Source organism: Sphingomonas sp. (genome assembly GCF_013816785.1).
GTDB lineage: Bacteria > Pseudomonadota > Alphaproteobacteria > Sphingomonadales > Sphingomonadaceae > Sphingomicrobium.
The window spans coordinates 1-12,002 of the sequence record NZ_JACDDV010000059.1; the positions used below are offsets into that span (position 1 = coordinate 1).

At 66.8% G+C, this 12,002-nt stretch carries 11 protein-coding genes and 2 tRNA genes; 9 read left to right on the forward strand and 4 right to left on the reverse strand.

What is annotated here, in order from left to right:
- From H0W65_RS10760 to H0W65_RS10770, 3 genes are all read right to left on the reverse strand, one after another.
- A partial coding sequence (locus H0W65_RS10760) for a 4-(cytidine 5'-diphospho)-2-C-methyl-D-erythritol kinase (protein ID WP_294007485.1) occupies positions 1-792 on the reverse strand: 792 nt, incomplete at its 3' end.
- Positions 792-2,405 (reverse strand): tetratricopeptide repeat protein, encoded by a 1,614-nt coding sequence (locus H0W65_RS10765; RefSeq protein WP_294007487.1) that lies wholly within the window; start codon positions 2,403-2,405, stop codon positions 792-794. The genes H0W65_RS10765 and H0W65_RS10760, both read right to left, overlap by 1 nt.
- 19 nt (positions 2,406-2,424) lie before the next feature.
- Entirely contained in the window at positions 2,425-4,071 is a 1,647-nt protein-coding gene (locus H0W65_RS10770; protein ID WP_294007489.1) for an electron transfer flavoprotein-ubiquinone oxidoreductase, read from the reverse strand.
- Positions 4,072-4,162: 91 nt separating this feature from the next.
- Here H0W65_RS10770 and H0W65_RS10775 point away from each other — a divergent pair, with 91 nt between their 5' ends.
- From H0W65_RS10775 to H0W65_RS10815, 9 genes are all read left to right on the forward strand, one after another.
- Positions 4,163-4,873, forward strand: a complete 711-nt coding sequence (locus H0W65_RS10775) for a uracil-DNA glycosylase (protein WP_294007491.1) — start codon at positions 4,163-4,165, stop codon at positions 4,871-4,873.
- Positions 4,873-6,678: a lytic transglycosylase domain-containing protein gene (locus tag H0W65_RS10780; RefSeq protein ID WP_294007493.1), complete on the forward strand. Its 1,806-nt coding sequence runs from the start codon at positions 4,873-4,875 to the stop codon at positions 6,676-6,678. Before H0W65_RS10775 ends, H0W65_RS10780 begins: the two co-directional genes overlap by 1 nt.
- 61 nt (positions 6,679-6,739) lie before the next feature.
- Positions 6,740-7,186: an SRPBCC family protein gene (locus H0W65_RS10785; protein ID WP_294007495.1), complete on the forward strand. Its 447-nt coding sequence runs from the start codon at positions 6,740-6,742 to the stop codon at positions 7,184-7,186.
- The gene (locus H0W65_RS10790; protein WP_294007497.1) at positions 7,161-7,496 is read left to right on the forward strand and encodes a helix-turn-helix transcriptional regulator; all 336 of its coding nucleotides are present in this window, start codon (positions 7,161-7,163) and stop codon (positions 7,494-7,496) included. Before H0W65_RS10785 ends, H0W65_RS10790 begins: the two co-directional genes overlap by 26 nt.
- A gap of 41 nt (positions 7,497-7,537) precedes the next feature.
- A complete protein-coding gene (locus tag H0W65_RS10795) occupies positions 7,538-8,608 on the forward strand; it encodes a PA0069 family radical SAM protein (RefSeq protein ID WP_294007499.1) in 1,071 nt (356 codons plus the stop codon).
- Between the two features lie 56 nt (positions 8,609-8,664).
- Complete coding sequence (locus H0W65_RS10800) at positions 8,665-10,044, forward strand: M28 family peptidase (protein ID WP_294007501.1); 1,380 nt, start codon at positions 8,665-8,667, stop codon at positions 10,042-10,044.
- A gap of 28 nt (positions 10,045-10,072) precedes the next feature.
- Positions 10,073-10,345 (forward strand): hypothetical protein, encoded by a 273-nt coding sequence (locus H0W65_RS10805; RefSeq protein WP_294007502.1) that lies wholly within the window; start codon positions 10,073-10,075, stop codon positions 10,343-10,345.
- 44 nt (positions 10,346-10,389) lie between these two features.
- Positions 10,390-10,466, forward strand: a tRNA-Pro gene (locus H0W65_RS10810).
- A 63-nt stretch (positions 10,467-10,529) separates the two neighbouring features.
- Positions 10,530-10,606: transfer RNA gene (locus H0W65_RS10815), tRNA-Ile, on the forward strand.
- Between the two features lie 7 nt (positions 10,607-10,613).
- Here H0W65_RS10815 and H0W65_RS10820 read toward each other — a convergent pair.
- On the reverse strand, positions 10,614-12,002 hold a 1,389-nt coding region (locus H0W65_RS10820), incomplete at its 5' end, for a HAMP domain-containing sensor histidine kinase (RefSeq protein ID WP_294007504.1).

A 12,002-nucleotide genomic window follows, 5' to 3' on the forward strand; every position in this document is an offset into this window, starting at 1 on the left:
CGCCAGATGCCACCAGTTCGCGGGGCAGGCCGAAGCCGCGGCATCGCGCGCGGCCTCGTCGTCGAACAGCGCGAAACAAGTCGCGCCGCTTCCCGACATGCGGACGAAGTTGGCGCCGCGTTGTTCGCCTAGCCAGTCGAATATGCCGCCAATCTCTGGAACCAGCGCCTTCGCTGGCGCTTCAAGGTCATTGCGCCCCTCGCGCCAGTCGCCGAGCGGACCGCGGTCCACGTCGTCCCATCCGGCGAATACCGCGCCGGTCGGCAATTCGATGCGCGGGTTGATTAGCAACACCGGGCTGCCGGAGATTTGCGGATCGTCGACCAGCTGGAGCGCATCCCCTGCCCCTTCCCCGCGCGCGGTTAGGCTGAGCAGGCAAGCAGGGACATCGGCGCCAAGTTTCGGGGCTACCGCGGTGGCATGCGCCGGGTCGATCCGCCACAATCGGGTCAACAGACGAAGCACCGCCGCTGCATCGGCCGATCCACCACCGATCCCCGACGCGATGGGGAGGTTTTTTGCGAGGCGAAGCGCAGCCCCGTCTGTGACGCCTGCCGCGCTGCGAAGAAACTCAACGGCACGCAGAACCAAATTGTCCGGACCGGTCGAAAGCCCTTCGGCGAACGGTCCGAAGATTTCCAGCGAAAGCTCCCCCGCTTCCTCGGCTTCCACCCGGTCGCCGTCGACGCAGAAGGCGAAAAGCGTCTCGATCGCGTGCCGCCCGTCGGCCAGCTTCCCCCGGACATGGAGGGCAAGATTGAGCTTGGCCGGGGCCGGCTCAGAAAGCTTCATCAGGGGGCGGCGTTGGCGGGGTTAAGGCCGGCCTCGATCTTGCCCTTTAGCCGGGTCTTGGCCGCGTCCTCGGCGGTCAGCAGCGCCGCTTCCCACGAAAAGCGCCCCTCGATCCGGCGGCCGGAAGCAAACAGCGCATCGCCGAGGTGCTCGTGGATTTCGGCTTGCGCCACATCGCCTGCGGCAGCTCGCGTAAGCGTTTCGATTGCTTCAGGCAGTCGCCCGCGCTTGTACAGCGCCCAGCCGAGCGAATCGGTGATCGAGGCATCCTCGGGCCGGAGCGCGCTGGCCTTGCGGATCATCGCCTCCGCCGCGTCGAGATCCTCGCCGCGCTCGAGCTTGCCGTAGCCGAGGAAGTTGAGCAGCACCGGATTGTCCGGCTCGGTCCGCATCGCCGTTTCAAGCTCCTGCTTGGCCTCCGGCCAGCGCTTGGCCTGCTCCAGGCTGGCGGCGCGCAGCAGGCGCAGCGACCACAACTGGGCGGCACTGCCGTCGCGGCTGGCCCGCGCGATCGCCTCGCCGTAAGCGGCCGCGGCCTCGCCGTGCCGATCGACATCGCCTAGGATATTGCCGAGCCGGGCATAGTCGGCGGCCGCCGCGCCCGGAGTTGCGGTCGCGGACCGCGCGACCTGAAGCGCGAGGTCATGCTGTTTGCGGTCGGTCAGCAGCCGCGCTTCGAGATCAAGCGCATCCCCGCGAAGCAAATCGTCGCTTCGCACTGTGCGCACCACGGCCAGCGCATCGTTCCCGCGCTGGTTCCCGTCGAGCAGCAGCGCCAGCAGGATCACCGGCTCGCTGCTCGCCGGGGCGGCATGACGCGCGACCTGGGCGAGCGAGATTGGCAATTCCTTCTGGTCATCGCGGCCGAGATCGACCGCCAAGGCGACCAGCAATTCAGCGAAGCCTTCGGCAGGGCTGGCAATCGCCATGCCCAGCGGCTTTCCCGCGGCGAGCCGCGTCCGCCCGCCGACTAGCGCTTCGTCGCCCCCGATGAGCATCGCCCGCGCGTCGTCGGGCCGCTTCAGCCGCTGCAGCGCATCGGCGTAGGCAAGGCGCAATCGCGCGTTGCGCCCGCCGCGTCGCTCGACCACCTTTTTCGCGATCGGGAGTGCCTCGTCGGGCTTGCCCAGCGCGAACAGCATCGCCGCCCGTTGCTCGTCGGCGACCGCGGTCAACGGGCTATTGGCGGGCAGCGCCGCCAGCGCCGCGGCGCCGTCGGGCTTGCCGCGCCGGGTCTGGTCCCAGGCGCGGACCAGCGGCGCGAACAGCTCGGCTTCGGTCGAGGTGATACCCTGCTGCAAATCGCCGATCGCATCGTTGGTCTTGCCGCGGCGAAGCGAGTCGGCGGCGAGCAACAGCCTTGCGTCGACCGGCAATTCGGCGGGCTTGAGCTTGCGCGCCAGGGAAACGGCGAGATCGGTTTGGCCCGACTGGATCGCGGCGGCGATGGCGCGGCGGGCGATAGTCTGGTCGGCCGGATCCGCCGCCGCCATCGCGGCGTAGAGCCGCGCCGAGCGGGAGCCATCGCCCTGCATCTCGGCCGCGCGCGCCTCGACATAGGTTTCAAGCGACGGCGTGGCAGCCTCAGCGCTCGACGCCAGCACCAATGCCATCGCTGCGTAGGCCAGTCGGTCACATGTTCGGGTAATTGGGTCCTCCACCGCCTTCGGGCACGACCCAGTTGATGTTCTCGGTCGGATCCTTGATGTCGCACGTCTTGCAGTGCACGCAATTCTGCGCGTTGATCTGAAGCCGGGGTGAACCGGCCTCCTCGACAATCTCGTAAACGCCCGCCGGGCAATAGCGTTGCTCGGGGGAGTCGTAGAGGTTGAGGTTGACGCTGATCGGCACCTCGGCGTCCTTGAGCGTCAAATGAACCGGCTGGTCCTCCTCATGGTTGGTATTGGAGATGAACACCGAGGACAGGCGGTCAAAGGTCAGCTTGCCGTCGGCCTTGGGGTAGACGATCGGCACATAATGTTCCTTGCGACCGATCCGGGTGTGATCGGCATGGTGCCTTAGCGTCCATGGCGTCTTGAGCCTTAGCCAGTTGAGCCACATGTCGAGCCCGGCGAAGATCGTGCCGATCGTCCCACCCCATTTGGCGATCGCCGGCTGGGCGTTGCGGACGATTTTGAGCTCGTCGGCGATCCAGCTCTTTCGGACTGATGGCTCGTAGCCTTCCAGCACATCAAACCGACGGTCGGCGGCGATCGCGTCAAAGGCGGCATCGGCGGCGAGCATGCCCGATTTCATCGCGGTGTGGCTGCCCTTGATTCGCGGCACGTTGAGAAAGCCCGCCGCGCAGCCGATCAGCGCGCCGCCAGGGAAGGCGAGTTTCGGAATCGCCTGCCACCCGCCCTCGTTGATCGCCCGCGCACCGTAGGACACGCGCTTGCCGCCCTCGATCTCGGCGCGGATAGCCGGGTGGGTCTTCCATCGCTGGAATTCCTCGAACGGCGACAGATAGGGGTTCTTGTAATCGAGCGCGGTGACGAAGCCGAGCGCGACCTGACCGCTGGCCTGATGATAGAGGAATCCCCCGCCCCACGCGTCATCGAGTGGCCAGCCCTGGGTATGGATTACCCGTCCGGGCTGATGTTTGTCGGAAGGAACATCCCACAATTCCTTGACACCTAGGCCATAAACCTGCGGGCCCGACTTCTCGCGCAGACTGAAGATACGGGTCAGCTCCTTGGTCAAATGGCCACGCGCGCCCTCGGCAAAGAAGGTGTATCGGGCGTGGAGTTCCATGCCGGGCTGATAGTCGGCGCGGTGGGTGCCGTCGCGCGCGACCCCCATGTCACCGGTGGCGACGCCATTCACCGATCCATCGTTGTTGAACAATATCTCGGCGCCGGCAAAGCCGGGGAAGATTTCGACCCCGACCGCCTCGGCCTGCGCCGCCAGCCAGCGGGTGACGTTGCCGAGGCTGACCGAATAAGTGCCCTCATTGTGCATGAACGGCGGCATGAATAGCGCGGGTATCGCAAATTTGCGGCCCTTGGTCAGTACCCAGTGGAGATTGTCGGTCACCGGCACGGTTAGCGGCGAATCTCGCTCCTTCCAGTCGGGGAACAGCTCGGCGATTGCTCGCGGATCGACCACCGCGCCCGACAGGATATGAGCGCCGACCTCGCTGCCCTTTTCAAGCACGCAGACCGAGATTTCGCGGCCTTTTTCCTCGCCGAGTTGCTTCAGCCGGATCGCGGCGGCAAGGCCGGCGACGCCCGCGCCGACGATGACGACGTCATAATCCATCGATTCGCGGTCGCCCATTGGAAGCCTCTCGTCGCGCCCTACCGTCTTTTCGGCCTGACAGCCCTGCCAATTCCTTGACCGCGCCGTCAACCTTGGTCGACAGGGGGCTATGGGTGGGGATGGACAAATTATCGACGCGGTCGATCGCCGCGCCGCCGACGGCCTGATCGACTGGTGGCGCGAGGCCGGAGTCGAGGTCGCAGTCGGCGAGCAGCCGCGCGGCTGGCTGCGCGGCGATGCGCCCGCTGCGCCGCCTTCGGTCGTCGCATCGGCTGTTGAGAGTCCCGCCGACCTTATCGCTTTCCAAAGCTGGATCGCCACCGCGCCTGGGTTGCCGATGGACGGCGGCGGCGCGGTCCGGGTTGCCCCGCGCGGCATGGAGGGCGCACTGGTGATGCTGCTCGCGGACTTGCCGGGGGCCGATGATGTCGCCGAGGGGCAGCCGATCGGCGGCGAGGCCTGGGCCCTGACGGTGCGCATGCTCGCCGCGATCGGAATTGCGCCTGACGCCGCCTATCACGCCTCGCTAGCTTGTTTCCACGCCCCAGGTGCGCGGATCGGCCGCGATCAGCTCGAGGCCTGCGCCGCCATCGCCCGCGACCATATCCGGCTGGCCAGGCCCGAGCGGCTGATCTTGTTCGGGGATGCACCAGCGCGCGCGCTGCTCGGCGAGCCGCTCGCCCGGGCGCGAGGGCGGCTGCACAAGGTCGAGGGGGTGCGGACCATCGCCACCTTCCACCCGCGGTGGTTGCTGCAGCGGCCGTCCGACAAAGCGCTCGCCTGGCGCGACCTGCTCCTGCTGATGAGTGAGAATAATTGATGCGTTACGCGTTGCTCCTCTTCACTTGCTGCCTCTCCGCCGCGCCCGCTGTTGCGCAGACCCAGGACGACCCCCTCGCGCCGCTCGACCCGGTTCCCTCGTCGGTCGAGCCGATCGTCATCGAGCCGCCATCCCCACCGGCAGCGGCTGCACTTTCCGTCGCGACGCCGAACACGACCCCGACGATCGTCATCCCGCCTCCTCCGCCGCGCGTGATTCCGCGCGACTGGCGTGGCGTGCTCGCGGCGATCGACTCCTCCGACTGGGAGGGCGCTCGACTGGGCATCGCGGGGCTGCCCGATGGGCCGCTGAAACCGCTTGCCGAGGCCGAGCTTTACACCGGTAAGGGCTCCCCCAAGGTCGAACTGGCATCGATCGTCGCGCTGCTCGCCGAAGCGCCCGACCTGCCCCAGGCCGAGCAATTGCAGCGGATGGCGCTGGCCCGTGGCGCCTATGAGTCACCGGTAATCACCTACCCGCGACAAACCGTCTTCCTCGGCAGCGCCCCGCGCCGTCAGAAGACCCGGCCGGTCGCCGGCGAACCCCTCGCGGATGCGCTGCTCAGCCAGCTCGAACCGCTGGTCAAGATCAACGACTTCGCCGCCGCCGAGCTGCTACTCAACGCGCAGGCGCCATATCTGACATTCGATGCCCGTGCCGAATCGGCGCAGCGGGTCGCGTGGATTTATTACGGGCAGGGCCGCGACGCCGATGCGCGGCGGATTGCCGACAGCTGGCGCGGCGGCGCGGCCGGCGACTGGGCGGCGCAGGCTGCGTGGATCAGCGCGCTGGCGTCATGGCGGCTCGGCGAATGCAACCCCGCGCTGGCCGCGTTCCGGGACACCAGCCGGCTGACCACCGAGACCGAGCTGCAAGCGGCGGCCAATTACTGGGCGGCCCGCTCCGCCCAGGCCTGCCGCCGCCCGCGCGAGGTCGAACCGCTGATGCGCGCCGCTGCCCGCTCGCCGGAGAGCTTCTACGGGCTCGTCGCGCGCGAGACGCTGGGCATGGGCACGGTGCTTCCGCGCACTTCGGCTCAAGGGACGCGAGGTGTGTTGGCGAGGCCCAACATCGTCCGTGCTCGCGAGTTGACGGCGATAGGCCGATCCGACCTCGCCAGCGAGCTGCTGCGCTACCAGGCGCGCATCGGTCCGGCGAACGAGCATGCCGACCTGATTCGCGCTGCCGAGGAGATCGGCTTGCCCGCCGCCCAATATTGGCTGGCGCACAACGGACCGTCGGGCGCGATCGTTCAGCCCGCCCAACGCTTCCCGACGCTGCGCTGGGTACCTGTCGGCGGCTGGCGGATCGACCCGGCGCTGGCTTTCGCCCACGCGCGCCAGGAAAGCGATTTCCGCAGCTGGGTCGTCTCGCCCGCGGGTGCCGTTGGGCTGATGCAGGTCCGCCCAGGCACCGCCGGCGACGCCGCCCGCGTCCGCGGCACCACTGTCAGCGCCGCGATGCTGACCGATCCGTCGACCAACCTCGAATATGGTCAGAGCTTCATCGAACTGATGCGCGGCAAGAGCGCGACCCGCGGCCAGCTGCCCAAGGTGATCGCCGCCTACAACGCCGGGCCCTTGCCGGTCGACCGCTGGAATTACATCAACGACAAGGGCGACCCCTTGTTGTGGATCGAAAGCCTGTCTTACTGGGAAACCCGCTATTATGTGCCCTCGGTCCTGCGCAATATGTGGGTCTATCAGGGGCTGGCCGGAGCCGCGCAGCCGACGCTCAAGTCGATCGCCGAGCATCGCTGGCCGGCCTTCCCGGCCGCGCGCGGCGGGGCCATCACCGCGAGATAAATGCAACTTAAAGGTTGCGCTTGATTCCGAGACAGCTCATTGCGCAACCAGGAGGTTGCCAATGTCCGACAGAATAGAAAAATCCGTTACCATCAACGCCCCGATTGATCGCGTCTGGCGCGCGATCAGCGATTATCGGGAGTTCGGCGAGTGGTTCCGGGTCGCGCTCGACCAGCCGTTCGTCGCGGGCCAGTCTTCGACCGGCCACATCACCTACCCCGGCTATGAGCATTGTCGGTGGAATGCCGAGGTCGTCGCGGTGGAGGCGCCGCGCCTTCTGTCGTTTCGTGCGCATCCCCACGCGGTCGATCCCAACATCGATTATTCGACCGAGCCCAAGACGCTGGTCGAATTCACACTCGACGCCGAGGGCGACGGGACACGGCTGACAATAGTCGAATCGGGCTTCGATTCGATTCCCGAACATCGTCGCGCCGAAGCGTTCCGGATGAACGATCACGGCTGGACTCTGCAGGTCGAAAATGTCCGCGCCTACATCGAAGGTTGAGGCGGCGCTGGTTCCGCTGTTCGCCGCCTTGGGCGATCCAACTCGCCTGTCGTTGGTGATCAAGTTGAGCAGCGGAGACGATCGATCGATCGCCAAGCTCGCGCTGGGCACCGGCCTCAGTCGCCAGGCGGTGACCAAGCATCTGCGCGTGCTCGAACAGGCCGGGCTGATCGACGAGACCCGTGTCGGTCGCGAAAGCCGCTTCACCCTGGTCCCTGATCGCCTCGCCGACGCCGGCCGCTACCTTGACGAGGTGGCGGCGCAATGGGAAGAGGCGCTGGCGCGAATCAAGGCGCATGTCGAGAGCTAATTGTTCTTGATACGTTCTCACTCTCGGCGCATCATGACGCCATGCCGATCGAGTCGACCAAGGCGCGCGGAGCAACCCGCAACGCGACCCCTACCCGCTTCAACTTGAAGGAGCGGCTAGTCGAGGGCGACTGGCTCGATAGCGTCGAGCAGCTGGACGGGATCGTGCCGCGGCGGACGACGGTGACGATCGAAAAAGCAAAGTCGATCCTGACCCGCAATTCGTCGCCCGATATCGGCTTCGACCGCTCGATCAACCCCTATCGCGGGTGCGAGCATGGCTGCATCTATTGCTTCGCTCGGCCGACCCACGCCTATCACGACCTTTCGCCTGGCGTCGATTTCGAAAGTCGGCTGTTCGTCAAGCCGGACGCCGCCAAGCTGCTCCATGCCGCGCTGTCGCGGCCCGGCTATGAGGCCGCGCCGATCGCGCTCGGCACCAACACCGACCCCTATCAACCGATCGAGGAGCATTGGCGGGTGACGCGCAGCGTGCTCGAATTGCTGCTGGAGACCAGGCACCCGTTCACCATCACCACCAAGTCCGACCGGGTGCTGCGCGACCTCGACATCATCGTGCCCGCCGCGAAACTGGGCCTGGCGGCGGTGGCGATTTCGGTAACCTCGCTCGACCCGACGATTCATCGGACCCTGGAACCACGCGCGCCGTCGGCGAGAAAGCGGCTGGCGGCAATCGCCAAGCTGACCGAAGCCGGCGTCCCCGCCTATGTTTCGGTCGCGCCGATCATTCCCCAGATCACCGATCACGAGATCGAGGCGATCGTCGCTGCAGCCGCCGAGGCTGGCGCGCGTGGCGGCTTTTGCCTGCCGGTGCGACTGCCCCACGAGGTCGCGCCGCTGTTCCGCGCCTGGCTCGACGAACATTACCCCGACCGCGCGGCGAAGGTGATGGCAACCATCCGGGCGATGCGCGGCGGCAAGGACAATGACGCCAACTTCTTCTCGCGGATGCGCGGCCAAGGCCCGTGGGCCGACCTCATCCGCACCCGGTTCGAACTGGCGGCGAAAAAACACGGCCTGATGCGCGCCAAATTCGCACTCCGTTCCGACCTGTTCGAACCGCCCGAGGGTGACCAGTACCGGCTGCTTTGATGTTTTTTCGACGAACGGCGGTGACACTGGCGCGGACGGCGGCTAGCTCATGCGCTATGATCAAGACCGCCATCACCGCCGCGCTGCTTGCGGCCACCTCTCCCCTTTCCGCCCAGATCATCCCACCACCCGAGAAAGTCGCGACCCTGCGCGACGCGGCGCTCGACCATGACGATTATGCCTGGGACATTGCAGAGGGGCTGACCACCGAGGTCGGCCAGCGAATGGCCGGGACAGAGGCGGAGGGGCGCGGCCGCGATTGGGCAGTGAGAAAATTGCGCGCGATGGGCTTCGCCAACGTCCGGGTCGAACCGTTCGACATGCCGGTATGGGTGCGGGGCGCGGAGAGCGCGGAAATCCTTGCGCCTTTTCCGCAGAAGATGGCGGTGACCGCGCTCGGCAATTCGGGTTCGACCGGGCCGGCGGGTGTGACCGGTGAGATCGTCGCGTTCGACAGCGTCGATGAGTTCAAGGCCGCGCCCGATTCGGCGGTCCGCGGCAAGATCGTGTTCGTCGACCACCGTATGATTCCGACTCAGGACGGCAGCGGTTACGGCCAGTTCGGCACCCCGCGCCGCCAGGGCCCGACCGTCGCCTCGAAGAAGGGCGCGCTGGCAATTATCATCCGCTCGATCGGCACCGATCATCATCGCAACCCGCATACCGGCGTGCAGCGCTTCGCCGATGGCGCGACGCCAATCCCAGCCGGCGCGCTGTCGGTACCCGATGCTGAGCAGCTGGCGCGCATATTGAAACGCGGCAAGCCGGTAACGATGCATTTGACTCTAGTCAGCCAGAACATCGGCATCCGCCAGTCGGGCAATGTCGTCGCGGAGGTGCCGGGCCGCGATCCCACCGCACCGATGCTACTGGTTGGCGGGCATCTCGACAGTTGGGATCTCGGCACCGGCGCCATCGACAATGCTTCGGGCCTGGCGATCCTCACCGCCGCCGCGAAGCGCATCATGGATGCGGGACGGCCGCTGCGCACCATCCGCGTCGTCTGGTTCGGGGCTGAGGAAGTCGGCGGGTTCGGCGGCATCGCCTATCAGAAGGCTCACCCCGAGCAGCGCTACACGATCGCCGGCGAGAGCGATTTTGGCGCCGATCGCATCTGGCGCTTCGGCACTAAGTTGTCGGCGACCGAGCCTGCCACCTACGCTGCCCTGACCGCCGCGCTCGCCCCGCTCGGCATTGTCAATTATGACAAGGCCGAAGCCAATGGCACGGACATTGGTCCGGCGGTCGAAGCGGGCGCGCCGTGGCTGTCGCTGAGCCAAGACGGCACGCGCTATTTCGATTATCATCACACTCCGGACGACACGCTCGACAAGATTGATCCCGCCCAGCTGCGTCAGAATGTCGCGGCCTGGACGGCGGCGTTGGCCGTCCTTTCGGGTGGGATCGCGGAGCCGAAACGCTCCAAGCGGCGTTGAGCTTTCAAATGAAGGATGGAGAAATAACATGCGCATGATCATTGCCGCCCTGCCGCTCTTGGCGCTCGCCGCCTGCCAGGTCACGAAGGACGAGAAGAACGACTCGACCACGGTCGAATATAATGGCGACATCGCCGAAAACACGCTCGATGCGGTCGGCAACAAGGCCGAGGACATCGCCGGCAAGATCGGCAACGACGTCGAGCAGTCCGCCGACAAGGTCGAGAACAAGGTCGACAACACCAATATCAAGGTCGACGTCGACACCCACAAGGACAAGGCGACGACCAACTCGAATTAGCTTCCCTTGACGCCCGGCTCGCTGCTATCGGCGCCTCGCCGGCGCGGGGAGTGGCGCAGCCTGGTAGCGCATCTGCTTTGGGAGCAGAGGGTCGCAGGTTCGAATCCTGTCTCCCCGACCAGCCTTAAACCGAGCATCCGGCGGGTGCTCGAATTTCGAGGCTCTTGCCGTCGCGAGAGAGGTGGGGCCTGTAGCTCAACTGGTTAGAGCTGGCCGCTCATAACGGCTAGGTTGGGGGTTCGAGTCCCTCCGGGCCCACCACTGGCCATCAAGACTTGGCCGCGGGAATCACCAGCGTGAAGTCGGCGCCGCCCAACCTCAGGTCACCGCCTGCCAGCCGCACCAGGCCGCGGACCAGGCGAAGCCCGAAGCCAAGCCCTAGCCGGCTGTCCTCGCCTTCCGAGGCGGTATGGAACGCCGGGTCGAGCAATTGCGCGGACGTCAGCGAGAGCGTTGCCGCCGGGCGGCTGATCGACAGCAACGCTTTGCCTCGTTCGGCGCCCAATGTCAGCCGCAGTTGCTCGCCGCGATCGGCGGAGTCGATGACTGCGCCAAGAAAGCGGCGCAACAGGCGCCCCGCCAGGTCGCGATCTAAGGCTAGAGCCATTTCCTCGCCACGCCCGGCCCAGCGGAAATCTACACCGCGCGCCTCGGCCCGTGCGGCCATCTCCTCACCCAGCGGGGTCAGCAGCGTATCGGTGGCGGTCGTTTGGACCGCCGATGCGGCTCCCTGCATCCGTGCCGCGAAATCGAGGTCCTCGATCGCCGCTAGCAAAATCCGCGCCTGAACGACGATCTCGGCTGCGCGCTCGCGGTAGTTACGGTGGGCCGGGCCGAGATATTGCCCGTCGATGATTTCGGCAAATCCAATGATCGCGTTCAACGGCGTTTTGATCTCATGAATGGTTTCCCGCAGCGCTTCGGCGTCCCCCGCGACGGGCATTCCGGCCATCACCGGCCGCTCCACCATGATTGCCTCTTCGGCGTCACGCCTGGCGATGCCGCGATAGCCCAGGAAGCGGCCATCGGTCGGCGAGAAGGCCGGGATGCCGCTCAATTTCCAGTCGCCCTCCAGCGCCGGCACGGGGATGGTTAGCGCCGCCTCGTCGAACGGCATACGGTCGGCGAAGGCGCGCACCAGCCGCCGGTCGGCGTCCTCCTCGTCGGGCAGGCGGCGCCCGATCAGCGCGCCGCGCGGCGCCCCGTCGACCCAGCCGATCTGCCCGGAGGCATCGCATTCCCAGCGGAACAGCGACGGTCCCGTAGTTGGCGCCGGCTCGCGCCACGACGACGGCGGCACGCCGGGATCGGCCTGCCCCTCCTCTTCGCTCTCACTACGCCGGCCCTTCAGCCGCTCGATTCGCGCGACCATTTCGCCGATAGACGGCGCAGGGTGGGGCTCCCCATCTGCCGCCGGCGCTTGTTCTTCTGGGATCACGGCATCGGCTGCCTGGGTTGCCGGAACCGTAACTTCGGGCTCGCCGCGCACCGTGTGGATGAATGCCCTGACCTCGACACTGGCCGCGGCGCTCACCTGTGCCCATCCCGACGCGTCGAGCGGCGCGGCCGCCAGAACCGGCGCGGCGACCTCCAGCCGGTCAGCCGCGAAAATGGCAAGCAGGCGAGGGTCGGACGAGCGCCCGGCGATGCTCCGCGC